This is a genomic window from Streptomyces sp., from assembly GCF_031181555.1.
Taxonomy (GTDB): Bacteria; Actinomycetota; Actinomycetes; order Streptomycetales; family Streptomycetaceae; genus Streptomyces; species Streptomyces fimbriatus.
Window position 1 is genome coordinate 15,340 of record NZ_JAPSKQ010000057.1, and the last position, 19,907, is coordinate 35,246.

The following is a 19,907-nucleotide window of genomic DNA, read 5'->3' on the forward strand; positions in this document are numbered from 1 at the left end:
CCGACAACGCCCTGGAGCAGCCGTATGACCGATGTCCCGCCGTCCTTCGAGCTCCTTCCCGGCGCCGCGGACTCCCCCGTGATCCTCCATGTGCCGCACTCCGCGCGGGAGATACCGGCCGAGGTGCGGCCGGGGATCGTGCTGGGCGACGCGGAGCTGGAGCGGGAGCTGGACCACATCACCGACGCGCACACGGCGGAGATCGCCGAGGCGGCGGCCGCCGCGGCCGGCATCACGCCGTGGCGGTTCGTGAACCGGCTGTCCCGGCTGGTGGTCGACCCCGAGCGGTTCCCGGACGAGCGGGAGGAGATGCTGGCCGTCGGGATGGGCGCGGTCTACACGCGGACCACCCACAAGGACGTGCTGCGGCCCGACGGCTTCGACCCCGAGCCGCTGATCGCGCGGTACTTCGCTCCGTACGCGCAGGCCATGACGGAGGCGGTCGCGGACCGTCTCGCGGCCACGGGGCGGGCCGTGATCATCGACGTGCACTCGTACCCGAGCGCTCCGCTGCCCTACGAACTGCACGGCGAGGGCCCGCGCCCGGCGGTCTGCCTGGGCACCGACTCCTTCCACACCCCGCCCGCCCTGCTCACCGCGGCCCGCGAGGCGTTCGCCGCGTGCGGGGAGACGGGCCTGGACAGCCCGTTCGCCGGCACGTACGTGCCGCTGGAGTTCTACGGGAAGCGGGCCGAGGTCTCCGCCCTGATGGTGGAGATCCGCCGCGACACCTACATGACCGAACCGGGCGGCCCGGCGGGCCGGGGCCTGTCCCGCCTGGCCGGGGCACTGGGCGCGCTCGTGGACGCGGCGTCCCGCTGACACGACGGACGCGGTGCCCGCGGGGCCGCGCCCGCTCCGGCGCCACGGCCGGCGACGTCCGCGGGGCCGCGCCCAGGCCCTCGGCCGGCAGGGGGCCGCCCGCGCGGGCCGCGGCCCGGTGGCTCGGCCCCCTCCCGCCGGTCCGCCGTCAGGCGCGCAGCCACTCCGTCACGACCACGTCCCCGCCGGTCCGCAGACGCAGGGCGAACGGGCCGGAAGGCGGGGTCGCGGTGGTGAAGCGGCCCATGTCGTCGGCGGTGAGCGGGACGCCCGGCTGGGGGCCGTTCAGGACCTCGACGCGGGCCGGCTGGGGCGGCAGCACCTGGCCCATCAGCCCGTCCGCGGTCACCTCGACGTCCACGGTCACCTCGCCCGCGCTGAAGGTGAGCATGCGCGGCGCGTGCGTCGCCCCCCTGACCGGGATGGCGTCGACCAGCGAGTCGAAGGTCAGCTCGGCCACGCGGGCGTCCAGGTCGTGCAGCGCGTAGGCGTCGACGGCGATCTGCAGCAGTCCCGGCGGCATCGGATCGAGGACCCCCGCGGCCTGCCGGAGCTCCTCCTCCAGCAGCGCGCCGTCGAAGTCCTCGCCGTCCGGCCACCCGTCGTTCGGCTCCTCGCCGTGCACCTCCCCGCCGGCGCCCGGTTCCTCGTCGTACGCGTCACCGTCGATGCCGTTCACATCGCCCCCCTTGCTTCCAACCGGGCCCTCAGCCTGCGCAGACAGCGCTGGCGCAACGGCCCGATGCTGCCCACCGCGATGCCGAGCGCGGCGGACACCTCCTGGTAGCTGGGCGGCGGGGAGGCGATCAGGACGCGCAGCAACTGCCGGCACCGCTCGCCCAGTTCCTCGAACTCCTGCCACAGCCGCCGCACGCGTTCGCTCTGCGCGGCCGCCTCCTCCGCCTCCAGCAGCGACTGCTCCGGCGTGCCGTCCTCGCTGACCCGGTCCAGCAGGTACGGATCGTCCGTCAGCGTCAGCCGGCGCGCGTTGCGGAGCACCTTCAGGCATTCGTGCCGCGCGGTACTGGCCAGCCACGCGCCCGCCTTGTCGGGTTCCCGGATCCGCCCCAGGTGCTGGGCGAAACGGAACCACACGGTCTGGCAGACCTCGTGCGCGTCGGCGTCGGAGAGCCGGTGGGCGCGCGCCACGGACCACACCAGGGGGCCCAGCCCCTCCACGATCGCCTTCCAGGCCGCCGCGTCTCCGTCGGCGGCGGACTGGACCAACGCGCCGACATCAGTTCGGTCCACGGTCCCACCCCTCGTGTACGGCACGTCATGGTACGCCGTGGAGGGGACGGCTCCGGTCCTCATGACCCGGCGGAGGGATGCGCGACCGGCACGGGGCGCCAGGTGGGCGGCAGGAGCGCCGGGACGTGCGCCCCGCGCACCTCGGCGAACTCGGTGTTCGCTTCCAGCAGTTGCCGACGGGCCTTGCGCGGGTCGGTCTGCGCCTGCGCGGTCATGTGGGCGGCGATCATGCCGGCGGCGACGGGGGTGGCGAACGAGGTGCCGCTCCACTGGGCGAGCCCCTCGAACATCACCTGGTCCGGCTTGGCCCGGCCGTTCTCCTCGCTCAGCACGCCGGTGTGGCGCGGGTGCCGGCAGGTGCAGGCGTAGGAGAAGCCGTAGCGGCAGTCGTCGTAGGTGGAGTGCTGGTACACGTACGGGACCGGGGTGTCGAAGCCGGTGAGGGCGCTGGTGAGGCGCTCGCCGGGGGCGTAGGCCGACACCCAGGCGCCGTGGTTGCTGAAGCAGGCGCCGAACTCTCCGTCGCCGCGCAGCGCGCCGACCGACAGCACGGCGTTCTCGTAGCCGGGCAGGCCGGCGTAGGCGGCGGGCCAGAACGGGGTGGCGCTGGCGTTGTTGCCGGCGGCGGCGACCAGCAGGGTGTGCTGCTCGCGCAGTTCCCGCATGAACGCGTCGATGCCGAGGAGGCCGTCGGTGCGGCCGTTGGAGGTGCCGGCGGAGAGGCTGATGACGTCCGGCCAGCCGTCTCGGTCGACGGCCTCGAAGAGCTTCTCGCCGAACTCGGACTCCAGGACGGCGCCGGCGTCGTTGAGCGTGCCGCGGACCGTGATGTCGGTGTTGGGGGCGACGGCGGCGACGAGCCCGGCGATGAACGTGCCGTGTCCGCAGTACTGCTGGAGGACGCCCTCGTCGTCGCACTCCTTGACCTGGGCGTCGCCCCGGGTGTGGACGAGCAGCGGGTAGGAGCGGTAGTCGTGCATGAGGCCGGTGTCGATGACGAGGACGCCGACGGCGCTGTCCGGGTCGTGGGCGGCCTCGGCGGCGGCCGGGTTGGGCCGCTCGCCGGCCGGTACGGGCACGGGCTCGTCGCCGGGGCAGGCGTTGACCGCGATCGACACCACGTGGTTGCGGCTGATCAGCCGGCGTCCCGCGCGGCCCTCGGTCGCCGAGAGCGCGCGCAGCGCGCCCGCGACCGCCGGGTCGCCGCTGCCGTCGCCCTGGCCCGGGTCGGCGACCCGGATGCGGGTGATGCCGGAGCGGTTGGTCTCCGGGCTCGCCCGGCGCACATGGTCCGGGGTGAGTCCGGCGAACGTGGTGAAGTGCTGCCGCACGGTGTCCTCGACGACGCGGGCCTCTTCCCCGTCGCGGGCGAGGACGACACCCTTCTCGTAGAGGAACTCGCCCGCGTCGTCCGGTCCCATCGCCAGGGGGACGCCGGGCATCGAGCGCTGGATCTGGTCGAACTGCTCGCGGAATCGCTGTGGTGCCATGGCGTGTCCTCCACTGGGGCGGCGGCCGGGGCCGCGGAGCTGTCCTGAATCAGAGCCGCGAGGCGGTCGTTTGATACAACGGCGCATCTGTGGGGCACGGTTGCGGAGCACTACCATCCGTAAGGTGACAGCGGGAAGCGAATCGGTGCTGGAACTGCTGCCGATGGTGTTCGCCGCCCCCGGCGAGGCCCTGGCGAGGGCGGAAGAGGTGCTGCGCGACCGCCCCTCGCCCCTGCACGCCTCCGTCGCCCACCAGGTGATCGGCATCTGGCAGCGGGACTTCGGCGACATGCGGCTGGCCCTGTCCCATCTGCGGCGGGCCCGGAACTGGGCGGCTCGCGCGGACTCGGCCGAGCGGGAGGCGGACGTCCTCGCCACGCTCGGGGTCGCGCTGGTGCACGCGGGGCGCACCCGGCAGGGCATGGACGCCCTGGGCCGGGGGGTCGCCCGCGGCACCGGACACACACGCGCGCGCGTGCTGTTCCGCCGGGCGTACGCGTGGTGGGTGCTGGGCCATCACCAGGACGCCCTGGAGGACGTACGGCGGGCGGTTCCCGTGCTGCGGCAGGCGGGCGACGTGATCTGGACGGCACGTGCGCTGACCCTGCGGGCCACGGTGCACCTGGCGCTGGGCGCGGTGGAGCGGGCGGACGCCGACTTCACCGCGGCCGAGGCGCTGTGGGACACCACGGACCAGGAGCACGACAAGGCGGACGCCGTGGAGAGCCGGGGGCTGGCCGCGTTCCGTTCGGGCGACGTCCCGGCGGCGCTGAAGCTGCTCGACGAGGCGGAGGAGCGGTACGCCAAGCTCGGCACCCCGACGTTCATGCTGAACATCCGGCGCTGCGAGGTGCTGATGGCCGCCGGGCTGGCCGCGGAGGCGCTCGCGGAGGCGGACGCCGCGATCAGGACGCTCGACGGGATCGGCGGGCAGTCCACCCGCAAGGCGGAACTGCTGCTGGCCGCCGCGCGGGCGGCCCGGCTGGCGGACGATCCGCAGACGGCGATCGCGCGCGCGGCGCTCGCCGTGCGGCTGTTCGCGGGGCAGCGGCGCACCTGGTGGGAGACGCACGCGCGGCTGGTGCTGATCGGGGCCCGCCACGCGGCCGGGCGCGGTTCGGGCCGGCTGGTCGCGGACGCGGCGGCGGTGGCCGAGAAGCTGGCCGCGCTCGGCGCGCCCGCCGCCCCGGAGGCGTCCCTGCTCGCGGGCCGGATCGCGCTGGACCTGGGCTGGACGGCGGACGCGGAGCGGCATCTGGCGGTCGCCGCGCGCAGCAGGCGCAGCGGCCCCCCGCTGGCGCGGATGACGGGCTGGGCGGCGCAGGCGCTGCGCGCGCAGGCCGCCGGGTCCGCGCGGGGTGTGCTGGAGGCCTGCCGGCGCGGCCTCGACGTGCTCGACGACCACCGGATGACGCTGGGCGCCTCGGAGCTGCGGGCCCGCGCCACCGCGCAGGGCGCGGAGCTGGCCGCCCTCGCCCAGCGGGCCTCTCTGGTCTCGGGCGGGCCGCGGCGGCTGCTGGTGTGGAGCGAACGCTGGCGGGCCACCGCCCTGTCCGCGCCGCCCACCCGGCCGCCCGCCGACCCCGCGCTGCTCAGCGGCATGACCGCCTACCGGGAGATCGCCGCCCGCGCGGAGGAGGGCCGGATGGAGGGCAAGCCCGTGCCGGCGCTGGAACGGGAACAGCGGCGCCTGGAACGGGAGATCCGCTCCCGGACGCTGCACATGCGCGGCGCGGCCCCCGGTGGCGGGGACCGCTTCGACGTCGGCCGGCTGCTCGGGCGGCTGGGCGACGGTGACGACGGACAGCTGGTGGAGCTCGCCGTGCTCGACGGGCGGGTGCAGGTGCTGCTGTGCGGGCAGGGGCGGGTGCGGCGGTTCGAGGCGGGGCCGCTGGCCGCGGCGGAGACCGAGGCCGAGCATGTGCAGGCCGGGCTGCGGAGACTGGCGCACCCCGGGGCGGAGGCACGGCTGCCGGTGGTGGAGGCCGCGGGCCGCCGTCTGGAGGAGCTGCTGCTGGGCCCGGCGGCGGCGCACCTGGGCCCGGGTCCGGTGGTGATCGTGCCGCCGGGACGGCTGCACCGGGTGCCGTGGGCGTTGCTGCCCTCGCTGCGGGAGCGGGTGCTGAGCGTGTCGCCGTCGGCGAGCAGCTGGCTGCGCGCGAAGGAGACCGCGCCGCCGCCCGGGGGCCGCCAGGTGCTGGTGCGCGGCCCGGGTCTGGCAACGGGCGGCGCGGAGGTGCCCGAGCTGGCCGGCCGCTACGGCGGCGCGACCGTCCTGGAGCACGACGACGCGACGGTGCCGCGCGTGCTCCAGGAGCTGGACGGGGCCGCACTGGCGCACATCGCCGCGCACGGCACCTTCCGCGCGGACGGCCCGCTGTTCTCCTCGCTGCGGCTGGCCGACGGGCCGCTGATCGTGCACGACTTCGAGCGCCTGGACCGCAGCCCGTACCGGATCATCCTGCCCTGCTGCGACACCGCGCGGTTCGCCACCGTCGGCGCCGACGAACTCCTCGGCCTGGTGACGGCGTTGCTGCCGCTGGGCACGGCGGGGGTGGTGGCGTGCAGCGCGCCCGTCAACGACGCCGCCGTGGTGCCGCTGATGCTCGCGCTGCACAAGGGGCTCGGCGCCGGTCTGTCCCTCGCCGAGGCGCTGCGCGACGCCCGGGCCGCGTTGCCCGGTGACGCGCTGCACCAGGCCACCGGGTGGGCGTTCTCCGCGTTCGGGGCGGCCTGAGCAGGTGCTTCACGCCGGCTGCGCCCGGGGCGGTTCCGTGAGCCGCGGCAGGGCTGCGCGGTCGCCGGAGCCGAGGCGGGCGTAGGCGCCGTACAGGTGGTTGCCGACGGTGCGGACGGACAGCGTGAGGCGTTCCGCGATCTGCCGGTTGCTGAGGCCGGCCGCGGCGAGCGTGACGATCTGCCGTTGCCGGGCGGTGAGTTCGCCCAGCGTCAGCCCCGCGAGCGCGGGGGTGCGGGCGCCCTGGCAGCGCCGGGCGAGCGCGGCGGCGCGGACGCGCGAGGTGCGGGCGGCGAGCGGATCCCGGTGGGCGCCCACGGCCTGGGCGTACGCCTCGGCGGCGAACAGCAGGAAGCCGCGCCGCTGGAGCTCCTCGGCCACCCGGTCCAGCGCGGGTCCGTCGGCGCGGGCGAGGGCGTCGGCGTGGTCGGCGAAGACGCCGCCGAGCCGGCCGGCCGCCCGTTCGGGGGTGCCGAGGCGTACGGCGTCGTAGGGGTCGCCGTCGGCCCGGCCGTCGCCGCAGGGGTCGCCGTGCGGTTCGGCCGGACCGGCCGGCCGGTCCCCGGCACGGGCGAGTTCCGCGCGGCAGGACGCGTCGGCGGGAGCGGTGCGCAGGCCCTCGCGGGCCCATGCGGCCGATTCCCGCAGTTCGCCGCGCAGCCGCGCGTACCGGGCGCGCAGGGCCGCGTACCCGGCCGGGACCGGCACTCCCTCCGCCGCGAGCCGGTCCCCCACGGGTGCCGGGACCGCCGCCACGTCGGCCCGTTCGATCCGCCGGGTCAGTTCCGCCGCCTCGGCGTCCAGGGCGGGGCCGTACTCCTCGGGTGCGCGGGCCAGCCGGCGGGCCCGCAGCCGGCCTGCGGCGGCCCGCAGGACCGGGCCGTGCAGGGCGTGGGCGAGGCGGACCCCGCCGTTCTCGTCGACGCGCACCAGGCCCTCGGTCTCCAGGCGTTCCAGGGCGGCGAGGTCGAGGGCGTCCGGGTCGAGCGGAAGGGGATCGGCGAAGGCGAGGCGGTCGAGCGTCTCGCGCTCCTCGGGACGGGCGCGGTCCAGGAGGTGGGCGGTGCGTTCGCGCACGAGCGGGGTCAGCGGCACCGGGCCCCGCCAGGCCCACGCGTCGGTGCCCGGGACGCGGGTGGGCCGCCCTTGCCCGCACACCGCGGCCAGCAGTTCCCGCAGCAGCCTCAGGTCCCCGCCGCACAGGTGGTGCAGCCGGTTCACGGTGAGCGGCTCCGGGGCGTGGCGCGCGCCCGCCGCGAGCAGCCGCGCGGTCTCCTCCCGGGGCAGCTCGGGCAGCGCCAGGCGGGGCAGCAGTTCCCCGGTCCACAGCCGTGACACGGCGGCGGGCACCGGCTCACCGTCGGTCACCACGACCAGCAGCCGGGTGCGTCCCTGTACGGCGAGCTGGTGGACCAGGGCGGCGGAGGCGTCGTCGAGCAGATGGGCGTCGTCGACCAGCAACGTCCGTGTCCCGGACAGGAGGCGCAGCGCACGGTGCAGGGTGACGGGTTCGGGCAGCAGGGGGGCGAAGGCCGCGAAGGGGAGGTCCCGGGTCTGCGGCGTTCCGGTGACGCGCGCGCAGTCGGTGCCCCGGACGGCCTCGGTGACGAGCCGGGTCTTGCCCCGGCCCGCCGGTCCGGTCACCACGAGGCCGCGCCGTACGCCGGTCAGCGACCGCCGTACCAGGTCGAGTTCGTCCTCCCGGCCGGTGAACGGCCAGGGCGTACGAAGCGTCGTCGCGTCCTTCCCGTACGGCTCGTACGGCTCGTACGGCTCGTACGGCTCGTGCAGTTCGTGCAGTTCGTGGAATTCGTGCGGCTCGTGCGGTTCGTACGGCCCGGTGGCGTCCCGTCGCAATGTCGTCGTCACATGAACAGGAGCGCGGGTGCTCACGCCTGATACAGGGCCACTTGAGTAGACCCCGACTCAGGCGCACGGCCCCGGTGGCACGGCAGCCTGTGGCCCATGACCGCTCGCTACTGCTCGCTGCCGCCGCAGCCGGCCCCCGCGTTCGCGCCGGGCCTGGCCGCCGAGCGGCTCGGCGCGCTGGTCGGCGGGCGGCGGATGTGGGTCAACGGCACCGTGCTGCACTACTGCTTCTTCCACGGCGACACCGACGGATCGGTCATCGCCGTCCCCGGGACCGGGCGGACCCGCTGGGTTTCCTGGGGCGGTGCGAAGGAGCAGCAGGACGTGGTGCGCGAGTGCTTCGAGGAGTGGCGCGGTCTCGGGATCGGGCTGGCGTTCGCCGAGGTCCGTGACCGCTCCGAGGCGGAGCTGCGCATCGGGTTCCAGCTCGGTGACGGCTCCTGGTCGGCCGTGGGCAGGGACGCGCTCCGGGTCGGTGTGCACGACCGCACCATGAACTTCGGCTGGGACCTGACCGCACCGGGTGAACGCGCGACGGCCCTGCACCAGATCGGGCACGCGCTCGGGATGCTGCACGAGCACCAGAGCCCGTACGCCGGGATCCACTGGGACGACGAGGCCGTGTACGCCGAACTGGCCGGCCCCCCGAACCACTGGAGCCGGGACCGGACGTTCCACAACGTGCTGCGCAAGATCGCCCCGGACGAGGTGAACGGCTCCGTCTGGGACCCGCAGTCGATCATGCAGTACGCGTTCCCGCCGGGGCTGATCCTGGAACCGGAGCAGTACCGCGGGGGTGTGCATCCGCCGGGCACCCTGTCCCCGGCCGACAAGGAGTTCGTGCTCCGCTGGTATCCGCCGGCCGATCCGCCTCGGCCGCCCGCGCTGGTGCCGTTCCGTTCGGTGCCGCTGGGTCTGGGCCCGGGCGAGCAGGCGGACTTCCGCATCGATCCGCCGGAGACCCGCGACTACACGGTGGGCGCCTTCGGCGACGGCGACGCGGTCGTCGTGCTCTTCGAGGAGCGGGACGGGGAGCCCCGCTTCCTCGCCGGCCACGACGACGGGGGAACCCCGCGCAACGCGACGATCGCGGCCCGGCTCGTCAAGGGCCGCCGCTATTACGTCCGTGTCCGCCTGTACTCCGTCTGGGGTTCGGGCGAGACGGCGGTCATGTGCTGGTGACGGCACGGACCGGCCGACCGCAGACGGACACCCGATCCACAGTCCGGCGCCGGGGGAGCGGCCGGGGATGCCACCCTCGGGGGAGGGTGGCATCCCCGGCCCACGCCATGCCCGGTGTTCACACGGCGCCCGTACTGGTCGGCGGCGAGGCTTCACGTTGCGGGCCGCACTGTGCGGGTGAAGAGTGGAATTATATCGGCTCCATATTGACCGATGAACATTTCAATCTCTCCGCAGCGCTGCCCGCTAAAGGGCAGAGTGCGCGATGAAAATGAAAGCGCAGCACGACGCTCACCGCATCTGGAATCGTCATGGCCAGAACCACCCGGCGACATGTCTCCCGCACGGTCAGCGCATCCGTCGTGGCTGCGGCGCTTGCGTTTCCCGCGAGCCTGACGATTGCCGCAGCAGCACCTCACGCCGGCAACGGGATCACGGCTGGAATACCCGCTCAGACGACGCCTCCTCCGCCCACCCCGACGGCGGAGCCAATGCCCACGGAGCCTCCGCCGCCGACACCGACCGACCCGTCGGGACCGCCGACACCGACCGACCCGTCGGAACCGACGAAGCCGAGCGAGCCGTCAGAACCGACGAAGCCGGACGACACCCCGACGGAGGGCACCCAGGAGCCGGACGGAACGCCGGAAACCGATCAGTCACCCGAACCCGAAGGAGAATCGGACCGGACGACGCCCGAGCCCACCGTGGAACAGGAGAAAGAAATTGAAGAAGTAACTGAGGTGCTGATTCAGGAAACGACGGAAGCCCCTGAGGAACTCACGCGGAGCGTGGAGAAATTGACCACCGTCCTGCGTACGGTCGAGGACCCGGAGATATCACCGCAGGAGAGGGAAGGGGCCATCGGGAGCGCAAAGGACATCGCTGCCGCGCTGGAGGTGATCAATGGCCCCGGGACACCTGCCGAGGTGCGGGGAAAGCTGATCGGGATCGTGAAGCAGATGGTCGCTGCGCTGGACGCGGCCAGTGACCCGGGAATTCCGCTCGAGGAGCGGGCCGTGACCATCCTGACCGTGCAGAGGTGTACATCCACCCTGGACATGATCGGCGACCCCGAGACGCCGCGGGAGCTGAGGGATCACTTGGTCAACAGCATCGATCAGGTGTACCACGTCCTGATGTCGGGCGAGGGCGCGGCCCCGGCACCGGGCGAAAACGCGGCGAAGAGCGGAATCCGCGTCACGCAGCGGTCCCGCCAGGACGCGGCGACGATAGGCGTCGCGCTGGAGACGACCGGTCGGTCCGAGACGTCCGGGGGGGACCGGAACGGTCTCGCGGAGACCGCGGACGAAGCCAGTTCGTCACTGCAGGAGAACAGTGACCCCAGGGTGTCGGACAAGGACCGGGAGGAAGCGAGGAGGAAGGCGGACGAGCAGCTCGCCCGGTTGAACGAGCAGCTGAAGAAGGTCGCCTTCGCCCAGGGCCTGCCGGACGTCCCCCTCGGCGAGGCGGCTGAAGTCTGCGCCAATGCCCTCTTCAAGTCCGTCCCCGACCGCGCTCTCACCCCGGGCCTCGAAAAACTGACTCCCGAGCAATGGGACACCGAAGGGGTGAAGGATTACTGGAAGGCCAGGGAATCCGGGTCCGACTCCCTCGACGTCCAGGCCCAGCTGCAGAACAACGAGTACGCCAACGCCCCGTTCGAAGTCGCACCGCTCGTCACCGGGCTCGCCGACGTCGTACCGGCGAACAGGCTGTTCGGCACCGTCGGCATTCCGGGTCTTCACTGCCTGCAGTCGGCTCGACACCTCGACCAGCAGGGAGTGGTGGCGGAGACCTGGCTCCAGATGGTCGAAGAGGAGATGTAGAAGGGCCTCACCCGGTCAGCCTCCGGCCGCTTCCAACAGCTCCGCGACAGGTATCTCCGTGTCGGCGTAAGTCGTCGAAGCGCCGTATCTGCCCACGTCCCTCCTTTCTTTCGAGCGATCAACCGCACCCTTGAAGTGGAAGGGGGATATAGAATATATGGGTCTCTCCCCGGGGGACCAGACCGCCGTCACGTACCGGGGCTTGCGCGTCACATTGACGAGGTTGTTGTTGTGCCGCACCCTGCCGTGGTAGTAGAGCTCTTCCCCGCATTTTTCGGGAGGGCAGTAGTACTGGCCTTCACTCTTGTCCCACGAACGGTGCGCGCGCCGGAATTGAACCACGTCAAGTTTTCCCCGATCCTTCCTCATGTACGTGATCTGGAGGAAAACGCTCACCGTGTCGAACTCGACGTCTATCGGGATCTGGAACACGCGCTCCATGGCGTACTCTTGCCCGACATCGAGCGAGTACCCAGGACGATAGAAGCGCCCGCTGCTTATGCTGGTGAATCTCAACCGGTCGACGTAACGTTCGGCATCCTCTCCGCCCCCCCGGTCCAGACTCCTTCTCCACTCCTCCAGCCGGCCTCCGTCCTCAGAGTATTCGGAACTTCTGCCGTACACCGTGTAGTCATTGTTGATGATGTAGACCGGAATCCCTCCGGCATTCTTCATGTAAAGTTTCAGCGGGACATGCACGAGCGGATTCCTGTGGTCGGCCCGTGCCGCACCGAATTCCGCCTTCAGAATGAAATGCATAGGAGCTGCCGCGGGCTGGTACACGGTTGAATACGTCAGGCTCACGGCGGTCATGAGTGCTGTGGCGACCACACCGGCCGCAAATGTCTTGGGCCGCGGGGTCCCCTGCCACGCCCTCTCCCGGACGAGGAGCAGGAGCGCCCACAGGGACCAGCACCAGAGAGGCATGAACACCAGCAGATAGGGCGTGTATTCCTTTTCGCCGGACCACATGAACAGCAGAAGGCCGTCCGTGGCCAGTGCGATGATGACTCCCAGCAGGACGACCGCCCCGGAAATTTCATACTGCCGTCTTCCCCAGTGGTCGAGCGTCGCGAGCGCCGCCACGCCCTGCACCACACCGGACAGGACGATCAGGGATCCGGTTATTCGTTGCGCGAAAGTAAGGGCACCGACGGCGTCCGGCCATCCGACCACTATGTTCAAGACCGCGGAAGCAATCATGCCCGCCATCATCAGAACGACGGTCGTGCGCCTTCGCCAGGGGCGGTCGGGCCACGTCCCGCTGTCTCCTCCGCGCCAGCACACGGACGCCGGGTCCTCCATATCCATGTTCTCCGGATAACCGAGGCTGCCGAGCATTTTCCGCAGCTGGCGCAATGACCAGACACTGCCCACCGTCTCGTTGCCTACGATGACCCGGCGAAGACCACGACGGTCCGGAGCCTCGACAATCACCCATGGTCGGATTTCCATGGAACAAGGCTCAAGCCGGGACCGGCAGCGTGCATGCGGGGCTCCCCCGTTCGGCTGCTCGCGGCTCCGTCGCCGAGTGAGGGATCGGGAAACGACCGAGGGTCTTGCCCCACCGAAGTGGGGCAAGACCCTGACGCGGGCCGATGGCCCGTCTGTCCGTCGGGACGACAGGATTTGAACCTGCGACCCCTTGACCCCCAGTCAAGTGCGCTACCAAGCTGCGCCACGTCCCGATGCGGTTCGCGCGGTGGACCGCGTGATCACGCAGGTCAACCCTACCCCATGGGCGCGGTGACGGCGGACGGCCGGGGTCGGCCGGGCGCGGGTGAAGTGCGGTCCGGACAGGAGGTCCCGGCGGCCGGCTCGCGCACGGCCGCAGTGCCGGCCGCGAGCAGCGGGGCGAGCCCCCGGGCGGGGGGATCGGCGGGTCGCGGACGGGCTCGGTTCGGCATCGTCGCCCTCCCTGAGCGGGTGCCTGTCGCACGTAAATCCGGCGAAGCGGAATCGTCGACGATCTTGTTCGAACAAGAGGGCGTACTCGGCGTGCGCACGCAGGCGGTACGGGAGCCGGCGGACGGACGTCAGCCGAGGGCTCCGCTGGTCCCCCGGATCTCCAGCGTCGGTGCCACGAGGTGGAGTTCCCCGGCCCCACCGGGCGTCTCGAGCCGGTCGAGGAGGAGGCGGGCGGCGCGGCGGCCGACCTCGTGGCTCGCGTTGTCGACGGTGGTGAGCCACAGGTGACGCAGCCGGGAGATGCTCGTGTCGTCGTAGCCGGCCACGGACAGGTCCCGCGGGACCCGCAGCCCCAGTTCCTCGGCCGCCGACAGGGCCCCCACGCAGGCGATGTCGTTGACGGCGAAGACGGCGGTGGGGCGGTCGGGGCGGTTCAGCAGCCGGACGGTGGCGCGGTAGCCGCCCTCCTCCGTCATGTCGCCGGCCTCCACCACCACATGGTCCGCCAGGCCGTGACGGCGCATCGTCGCCTCGAAGCTGCGCCGGCGCAGCTCGCCCACGGCACCGTATCCGGCGATGTGCGCGATGCGGCGGTGGCCGAGCCCGATGAGGTGCTCGGTGACCAGCCGGGCGCCGCGCTCGTCGTCGCCCGCGACCACGTCCACGCCGGGCGGCACCGGTTCCCGGGCGCCCGCCAGCACCACCGGCATCCGCTCGGCGACCGCTTCGAGCGCCGCCGGGTCGGGCAGCGTGCCGACCACGACCAGGCCGTCGACCCCGAGTTCCAGGAAGGGGTCGGCCGGGTCCTGGCCCGTGCGGCGGTTGAGGCGGGCGTCGGCGAGCAGCATGCGCAGACCGCCCGCGTGCAACAGGGAGTTCAGGCCGTCGAGCAGGTCGACGAACCAGGGGTTGCGCAGGTCGTTGAGGAGGACGCCGATGGTGCGGGTGCGTTTCTCGCTCAGGCTGCGGGCGGCGGCGTTGGGCCGGTAGCCGAGGTCGCGCACGGCCCGCAGCACGGCCTCCCGTTTCTCCGGACGCACCTGGTCCGAGCCGCGCAGCACCAGCGAGACCAGCGACTTGGACACGCCGGCCCGTTCGGCCACGTCGCGGATCGTCGGCGGTCTCATGGAATGGACCGTTCCATGGCGTCCGCTCGTCTGTCAAAGCCTTGACACTGTGGGACGTACGCGCCCAGGGTGGCGTGGACAGGCTGTGGAACGGTCCAAAGAGGGGCTCTCATGGTGGATACGCTCGGTGTCGCCGTCATCGGGTTCGGCTGGATGGGACGGGTGCACACCCAGGCGTACGCGCGCGTGCCGCACCACTATCCGCAGCTCGCCCTGCGTCCGGAGCTGATCGCGGTCGCCGAGGAGGTGCCGGGCCGGGCCGAGGAGGCCGCCCGGCAGTTCGGCTTCGCCTCGGCGACCCGCGACTGGCGCGAGGTGGCCGCCGATCCGAGGGTGCAGGCCGTCAGCATCACCGCCCCGAACTTCCTGCACCGCGAGATCGGCGTCGCGATGGCCGAGGCGGGCAAGCACATCTGGATCGAGAAGCCGGTCGGGCTGAGCTCCGAGGACGCCCGCGCGGTCGCGGACGCGGTCGCCGGGGCGGGAGTCCAGGGCGCGGTCGGCTTCAACTACCGCAACGCGCCCGCCGTGGAGGCGGCCCGGGAGCTGATCGCCTCCGGTGGGATCGGCAGGATCACGCACGCCCGCATCCGGCTGTTCAGCGACTACGCCGCCCACCCCGAGGGCGCCCTGACGTGGCGGTACGAGCGGGAGCGCGGTGGCAGCGGGGTGCTCGGCGACCTGGCCTCGCACGGCGTGGACCTGGCCCGCTTCCTGCTCGGCGACATCGCCTCGCTGACCGCCGACACGGCGGTCTTCCTGCCCGAGCGGGCCCGCCCCGCGGGTGCCACGGCCGGCCACTCCCGCGCCGCCGGCGGCGAACTCGGCCCGGTCGAGAACGAGGACTACGTGAACTGCCTGTTGCGCTTCGCCTCCGGCGCGCGCGGGGTGCTGGAGGCCTGCCGGGTCTCGGTCGGCGAGCAGAACAACTACGGCTTCGAGGTGCACGGCACCGAGGGCGCGGTGTTCTGGGACTTCCGCCGCATGAACGAACTGGGCGTCGGCCGCGGCACGTCCTACCAGGACCAGCCCGTCAGCACGGTCTACGTCGGCCCCGGCCACGGCGAGTTCGGAGCCTTCCAGCCGGGCGCGGCGAACGCCATGGGCTACGACGACCTGAAGGTCGTCGAGGCGTACCGCTTCCTGCGCTCCGTCGCCGAGGGCGTCCCGCACGGCGCCACCCTCGCCGACGCCGTGCGCAGTGCGGCCGTGCTCGACGCGATGGCGCGGTCGGCCGAGAGCGGCGCGTGGGTCACCCCGTAGGCGTGGCGGGTATGTTGTAGGGGGTCACCACCTGGATCGCGGACGGCAGGGTGGGGCCCGCGGGCGGCAGTGCCCCGTGGGCGCGCATCACGATGCGGCAGGCCTCGCGCAGGTCGTGGCGCAGATCGTGGTGGAGCACGGCGGACAGGCGGCGCTCGCGCAGCAGCCGGGTGTTGTCGTGGTCGAGGTCGTGCGCGACGAACACGGCGCACTCGCGCCCGGCGTCCTCGAAGGCGCGCAGGGTGGCGATGTTGCCGCCGCCGATCGAGTAGACGGCGCGGATGTCCGGGTCGCGGTCCAGTGCGGCCCGGACGAGGTCGTACTGGGTGGCGTCCAGGCCCTGTCCCTCGGCGATCTCCACGAGGACGCGCCCGGGCTGACGGGCGCGCATGGCGCTGCGGAACCCCATCTCGCGCTCCTCCTCGTTGCGGAAGAAGCCGCTGGAGAGGCTGGTGAGCACATTGCCGGGGCGGTCGCCCAGCCACTGGCCCATGAGGTACGCGGCGGTCGCGCCGGCCGCGCGGTTGTCGCTGCCGACGTACCCGGCACGGGCGCTCGCGGGAAGGTCGGTCACCAGCGTCACCACCGGGACGCCCGCCGCCGCGAGCCGGCCGACGGCGGCGGTGACCTCGGGGACGTCCGGTGCCTTGAGGATCACCCCCTGCGAGCCGCGCCGTCCGATCCGGTCGAGGACGGCGACCAGTTCCCCCGCCGGACCCGTCTCGCGGAAGTGGAAGCGTGAGCGGACCACCGCCGGGTGCAGGGAGGGCAGTTCGGCCTCCAGGGCCGCGCGGACGGCGGTGGAGAACCGCTCCGGCGCCTGCATCACGATGTCCACCATGAACGTCCGGCCGACCAGACGGACCTGGGTGCGCTGCCGGTCCAGGTCGGCTATCGCCCGGTGCACCTCCTGCGCGGTGCTCTCCCGCACGCCGCCCCGGCCGTTCAGGACCCGGTCCACCGTGGCCTCGCTCAGCCCCGCCTGACGTGCGATTTCCCGGATCGGGAAGGGGTGGCCCATGCCTCGGCTCCTGAGGGGTTTTTGATGGCTTCCTGCTGGTTGTTCGATGTGTTTGTACTGACAAGAATGACAGAGCCGAGTCGCTCCGTGACCCGAAAGGACGAGGATGTCCTTCTCCCCTGCCTCCGCCCCGGCGCAGACCGCCCCCGCGCACACCTCCTGGCTGTCCGAGCGGGACTGCGACCTGGACGCCTTCCGCGCGCTGGTCGGACGGACCACCGACCCCGCCGGCTACCCGCACGCATCCGGCGTCGAGCGGAACGTGCTCCTGTACGACGCCGGCCGGCTCGCCCTCGCCGACCGCCGCGCGGTCCAGGCCGAACTGGTGCGCGCCCTCGCCGACGGCCCCGGCATCGTGGTGGTCCGCGGTGCCTTCCCCGACCCGGCGGTGGTCGACCGGACCTCCGCCGTGTTCGACGCCCTGATCGCGCAGCAGCGCGCCTCGGGCGCCGCCGCCGGTGACCACTTCGCCGAGCCGGGCGCCAACGACCGGGTGTGGAACGCCCTGGAGAAGGCGGCCCTGCACGACCCGGAGGCGTTCGCCGACTACTACGCCAACGACGTGATCGCCCTGGTCTCCACGGCCTGGCTGGGCCCCGGCTACCAGGTCACCTCCCAGGTGAACGTGGTCAATCCGGGCGGCGCCGCGCAGACCGTGCACCGCGACTACCACCTCGGCTTCCTGGCCAACGAGGTCGCCGCCGCCTACCCGGCGCACGTGCACCGCCTCTCCCCCGTGCTCACCCTGCAGGGCGCGGTCGCGCACTGCGACATGCCCGTGGAGTCCGGCCCGACGCTCTACCTGCCGCACTCCCAGAAGTACGGGCCGGGCTATCTCGCCTGGCGGCTCCCGGAGTTCCGGGCGTACTTCGAGGAGCACCACGTCCAGCTGCCGCTCGCCAAGGGCGACGCGGTCTTCTTCAACCCCGCGCTGTTCCACGCCGCCGGCGCCAACCACTCGGCGGACATCCGGCGCATGGCCAACCTGCTCCAGGTGTCGTCCGCGTTCGGCCGGGCGATGGAGACCGTCGACCGCGAGGCCGTGGCGGGCGCCGTCTACCCGGTGCTGCTGGCGCGCAGGGCCGAGGGCGCCGACGAGCGGTGGCTGGAGAACGTGATCGCGGCGAGCGCCGAGGGCTACCCCTTCCCCACCAACCTGGACGACGACCCGCCGGTCGACGGCCTGGCCCCGCCCTCGCAGGCCGATGTCGTACGGCGGGCGCTGCGCGAGGGGTGGACCGCGCGGACCCTGCGGGACGAACTGCGGGCCGGCGCCCGGCGGCGCGAGAGCTGAAAGCCCCCGGAAGGAACCGAAGGAACCATGGGACTTCTCGACGACAAGGTCGTCCTCGTCAACGGCGGCAGCCAGGGTGTCGGTGCCGCCGTCGCGCGGGCCGCGGTCCGCGAGGGGGCGGTCGTGGCCGTCACCGGCCGGCGCCCCGAACCCGGTGAGGCCCTGGTGGCCGAGCTGACCGCCGCGGGCGGCAGGGCGATGTTCGTCCGCGCCGACCTGGCGGACGCCGAGCAGGCCAAGGCGTCCGTCACCCGGGTGGTGGAGGCGCACGGCCGGGTGGACTGCCTGGTGAACTCGGCGGGGCTGACCTCGCGCGGCACCCTGCTGGACACCACGCCCGAACTGTTCGACCAGCACGTCGCGATCAACCTCAAGGCCCCGTTCTTCGCGATGCAGGCCGCCGTCGCGGACATGGTGCGGCGCGAGGAGCCCGGCACGGTCGTCAACGTCATCACCTCGTCCGCGCACGGCGGGCAGCCGTTCCTGGCGCCGTACGTCGCCGCGAAGGCCGGGCTGATCGGGCTGACCCGCAACGCGGCGCACGCCCACCGCTGGGACCGGATCCGGATCAACGGCCTGAACATCGGCTGGACCGCCACCGAGGGCGAGGACGCGACCCAGCGCACCTTCCACGGCGCCGGGGACGACTGGCGCGAACAGGCCGCCGCACGGCTGCCGATGGGAAAGCTCGGCCAGCCGGACGAGATCGCCGACTTCGTGGTCCTCCTGCTCTCCGACCGCTCCGGGGTGGTCACCGGTTCCGTGATCGACTGGGACCAGAACGTCCTCGGCGGTCTCGACTGACTCCCCTTCACCCCCCGCTCGTACGCCCCGCACCTCCACACCAAGGAGCACCGTCCCCATGCGCATCGGAATCCTCGGCCTCGGCCGCATCGGCGCCTTCCACGCCGAGACCCTCTCCGGGCTCGACGCCGTCGGGTCCCTCGTCGTCTCCGACCCGTTCGCGGACGCCGCGAAGGCCGCCGCCGAGCGGTTCGGCGCCGAGGTCGCGGACTCCCCCGAGGCCGTGCTCGCGGCCGGTGTGGACGGCGTGGTGGTCGCCGCCGCGACCGATGCCCACCCGGGGCTGATCCTCGCCTGCGTCGAGGCCGGCGTCCCGGTGTTCTGCGAGAAGCCGGTCGCCCGCACCATGGCCGAGGGCGTGGAGGTCCTCAAGGCCGTCGAAGGCCGGGACGTGCCGGTCCAGATCGGCTACAACCGCCGCTTCGACGCCGGGTTCGTCGCCGCGCGGGCGGCCGTGCGGGGCGGGGAGCTGGGCACGCTGCACACCGTGCGCTCGACGACGCTGGACCCGGCGCCGCCGCCGGCCGCGTACATCGCCGCGTCCGGCGGCATCTTCCGCGACTGCTCGGTGCACGACTTCGACATCATCCGCTGGGTGACCGGCCGCGAGGTGACCGAGGTGTACGCGGTCGGCGGCAACCGGGGCGCCGCCTTCATCGAGGAGGCGGGCGACGCCGACACCACCGGCGCGCTCCTCACCCTGGACGACGGCACGATCGCGGTGGTCTCCAACAGCCGCCACAACGCGCGGGGTTACGACGTCCGCATGGAGATCCACGGCTTCGCGGACTCCATCGCGGTCGGGCTGGAGGACAGGCTGCCGCTGCGGTCGGTGGAGCCGGGCGTGGCCTTCCCCGCGGGCACCCCGCACGACTTCTTCATGGACCGCTTCGCGGCCGCCTACCGCGCCGAACTGACCGCGTTCACCGAGGTCGTGGCCGGCTCCCGTCCCTCACCGTGCACGGTCGCGGACGCCCTGGAGGCGGGCTGGATCGCCGAGGCGTGCACCCTGTCACTGCACGAGCACCGCCCCGTCACCCTCGAGGAGGTACGTCAGACATGAGCGGACCGGGCCGGGACCCTCTGCGCATCGGAATCCTGGGAGCCGCGCGCATCACCGAACGCTCCCTGATCGACCCGGCCCGGGCGACCGGCCACCGCCTCGTGGCGGTGGCCGCCCGCGACCGCTCGCGGGCCGAGGCGTTCGCCGCCACGCACGGCGTGGAGCGGACCCTCGGCTCGTACGCCGAGCTGCTGGCCGACCCCGGGGTGGACGTGGTCTACAACCCCCTCGCCAACGGCCTGCACGG

Annotated in this window: 16 protein-coding genes and 1 tRNA gene; 9 read left to right on the forward strand and 8 right to left on the reverse strand. The window is 73.0% G+C overall.

Translation table 11 applies throughout. From position 1 onward, the window contains the following. Positions 1-24 precede the first annotated feature (24 nt). Positions 25-822 (forward strand): N-formylglutamate amidohydrolase, encoded by a 798-nt coding sequence (locus RIM90_RS14475; protein ID WP_309061095.1) that lies wholly within the window; start codon positions 25-27, stop codon positions 820-822. Positions 823-970: 148 nt separating this feature from the next. Here RIM90_RS14475 and RIM90_RS14480 read toward each other — a convergent pair whose 3' ends face one another. The 3 genes from RIM90_RS14480 to RIM90_RS14490 are packed head-to-tail and all read right to left on the reverse strand — an operon-like array spanning position 971 to position 3,563. Further along, positions 971-1,447: a hypothetical protein gene (locus RIM90_RS14480; RefSeq protein ID WP_309061111.1), complete on the reverse strand. Its 477-nt coding sequence runs from the start codon at positions 1,445-1,447 to the stop codon at positions 971-973. Positions 1,448-1,497: 50 nt separating this feature from the next. Beyond that, entirely contained in the window at positions 1,498-2,073 is a 576-nt protein-coding gene (locus RIM90_RS14485) for a sigma-70 family RNA polymerase sigma factor (protein ID WP_309061096.1), read from the reverse strand. 59 nt (positions 2,074-2,132) lie between these two features. Continuing rightward, positions 2,133-3,563: a S8/S53 family peptidase gene (locus RIM90_RS14490; protein WP_309061097.1), complete on the reverse strand. Its 1,431-nt coding sequence runs from the start codon at positions 3,561-3,563 to the stop codon at positions 2,133-2,135. Between the two features lie 163 nt (positions 3,564-3,726). Between RIM90_RS14490 and RIM90_RS14495 the strand changes: the two genes are divergently transcribed. Further along, entirely contained in the window at positions 3,727-6,300 is a 2,574-nt protein-coding gene (locus RIM90_RS14495; RefSeq protein WP_309061112.1) for a CHAT domain-containing protein, read from the forward strand. Between the two features lie 9 nt (positions 6,301-6,309). Here the strand turns inward: RIM90_RS14495 and RIM90_RS14500 are convergent, their stop codons facing one another. Next, positions 6,310-8,169, reverse strand: a complete 1,860-nt coding sequence (locus tag RIM90_RS14500; protein WP_309061098.1) for a LuxR C-terminal-related transcriptional regulator — start codon at positions 8,167-8,169, stop codon at positions 6,310-6,312. A gap of 96 nt (positions 8,170-8,265) precedes the next feature. On the opposite strand from RIM90_RS14500, the gene RIM90_RS14505 reads away from it, so the two are divergent. Both RIM90_RS14505 and RIM90_RS14510 read left to right on the forward strand, forming a co-directional pair. Continuing rightward, positions 8,266-9,351 carry a hypothetical protein gene (locus RIM90_RS14505; protein WP_309061099.1) on the forward strand — a complete coding sequence of 362 codons (1,086 nt, stop codon included), beginning with the start codon at positions 8,266-8,268 and terminating at the stop codon, positions 9,349-9,351. A 311-nt stretch (positions 9,352-9,662) separates the two neighbouring features. Further along, a complete protein-coding gene (locus tag RIM90_RS14510) occupies positions 9,663-11,180 on the forward strand; it encodes a hypothetical protein (protein ID WP_309061100.1) in 1,518 nt (505 codons plus the stop codon). 15 nt (positions 11,181-11,195) lie between these two features. Here RIM90_RS14510 and RIM90_RS14515 read toward each other — a convergent pair whose 3' ends face one another. The 3 genes from RIM90_RS14515 to RIM90_RS14525 form a co-directional block, all read right to left on the reverse strand. Continuing rightward, positions 11,196-12,617 carry a hypothetical protein gene (locus RIM90_RS14515; RefSeq protein ID WP_309061101.1) on the reverse strand — a complete coding sequence of 474 codons (1,422 nt, stop codon included), beginning with the start codon at positions 12,615-12,617 and terminating at the stop codon, positions 11,196-11,198. Positions 12,618-12,794: 177 nt separating this feature from the next. After that, positions 12,795-12,868: transfer RNA gene (locus RIM90_RS14520), tRNA-Pro, on the reverse strand. A 348-nt stretch (positions 12,869-13,216) separates the two neighbouring features. Then, a complete protein-coding gene (locus tag RIM90_RS14525; protein WP_309061102.1) occupies positions 13,217-14,215 on the reverse strand; it encodes a LacI family DNA-binding transcriptional regulator in 999 nt (332 codons plus the stop codon). Positions 14,216-14,326: 111 nt separating this feature from the next. Between RIM90_RS14525 and RIM90_RS14530 the strand changes: the two genes are divergently transcribed. Then, on the forward strand, positions 14,327-15,478 hold the full coding sequence (locus RIM90_RS14530) for a Gfo/Idh/MocA family oxidoreductase (protein WP_309061103.1): 1,152 nt from the start codon (positions 14,327-14,329) through the stop codon (positions 15,476-15,478). Here the strand turns inward: RIM90_RS14530 and RIM90_RS14535 are convergent. Then, positions 15,468-16,499, reverse strand: coding sequence for a LacI family DNA-binding transcriptional regulator (locus tag RIM90_RS14535; protein ID WP_309061104.1), 1,032 nt, complete (start codon positions 16,497-16,499; stop codon positions 15,468-15,470). The genes RIM90_RS14530 and RIM90_RS14535 overlap by 11 nt on opposite strands. Positions 16,500-16,605: 106 nt before the next feature. Here RIM90_RS14535 and RIM90_RS14540 point away from each other — a divergent pair, with 106 nt between their 5' ends. From RIM90_RS14540 to RIM90_RS14555, 4 genes are all read left to right on the forward strand, one after another. Further along, positions 16,606-17,793 (forward strand): phytanoyl-CoA dioxygenase family protein, encoded by a 1,188-nt coding sequence (locus tag RIM90_RS14540; protein WP_309061105.1) that lies wholly within the window; start codon positions 16,606-16,608, stop codon positions 17,791-17,793. Positions 17,794-17,820: 27 nt separating this feature from the next. Next, entirely contained in the window at positions 17,821-18,597 is a 777-nt protein-coding gene (locus RIM90_RS14545) for an SDR family oxidoreductase (RefSeq protein WP_309061106.1), read from the forward strand. Between the two features lie 58 nt (positions 18,598-18,655). Further along, on the forward strand, positions 18,656-19,660 hold the full coding sequence (locus RIM90_RS14550; protein WP_309061107.1) for a Gfo/Idh/MocA family oxidoreductase: 1,005 nt from the start codon (positions 18,656-18,658) through the stop codon (positions 19,658-19,660). Continuing rightward, a partial coding sequence (locus RIM90_RS14555; RefSeq protein ID WP_309061108.1) for a Gfo/Idh/MocA family oxidoreductase occupies positions 19,657-19,907 on the forward strand: 251 nt, incomplete at its 3' end. The genes RIM90_RS14550 and RIM90_RS14555, both read left to right, overlap by 4 nt.

What these genes read in the sequence shown, in the direction of transcription:
- RIM90_RS14490 (WP_309061097.1), bottom strand. Translation starts at nt 3,563, where the DNA reads ATGGCACCACAGCGATTCCGCGAGCAGTTCGACCAGATCCAGCGCTCG.
- RIM90_RS14495 (WP_309061112.1), top strand. Translation starts at nt 3,727, where the DNA reads ATGGTGTTCGCCGCCCCCGGCGAGGCCCTGGCGAGGGCGGAAGAGGTG.
- RIM90_RS14510 (WP_309061100.1), top strand. Translation starts at nt 9,663, where the DNA reads ATGGCCAGAACCACCCGGCGACATGTCTCCCGCACGGTCAGCGCATCC.
- RIM90_RS14545 (WP_309061106.1), top strand. Translation starts at nt 17,821, where the DNA reads ATGGGACTTCTCGACGACAAGGTCGTCCTCGTCAACGGCGGCAGCCAG.
- RIM90_RS14475 (WP_309061095.1), top strand. Translation starts at nt 25, where the DNA reads ATGACCGATGTCCCGCCGTCCTTCGAGCTCCTTCCCGGCGCCGCGGAC.
- RIM90_RS14530 (WP_309061103.1), top strand. Translation starts at nt 14,327, where the DNA reads ATGGTGGATACGCTCGGTGTCGCCGTCATCGGGTTCGGCTGGATGGGA.
- RIM90_RS14550 (WP_309061107.1), top strand. Translation starts at nt 18,656, where the DNA reads ATGCGCATCGGAATCCTCGGCCTCGGCCGCATCGGCGCCTTCCACGCC.
- RIM90_RS14535 (WP_309061104.1), bottom strand. Translation starts at nt 16,499, where the DNA reads ATGGGCCACCCCTTCCCGATCCGGGAAATCGCACGTCAGGCGGGGCTG.
- RIM90_RS14525 (WP_309061102.1), bottom strand. Translation starts at nt 14,215, where the DNA reads ATGAGACCGCCGACGATCCGCGACGTGGCCGAACGGGCCGGCGTGTCC.
- RIM90_RS14505 (WP_309061099.1), top strand. Translation starts at nt 8,266, where the DNA reads ATGACCGCTCGCTACTGCTCGCTGCCGCCGCAGCCGGCCCCCGCGTTC.
- RIM90_RS14540 (WP_309061105.1), top strand. Translation starts at nt 16,606, where the DNA reads ATGTCCTTCTCCCCTGCCTCCGCCCCGGCGCAGACCGCCCCCGCGCAC.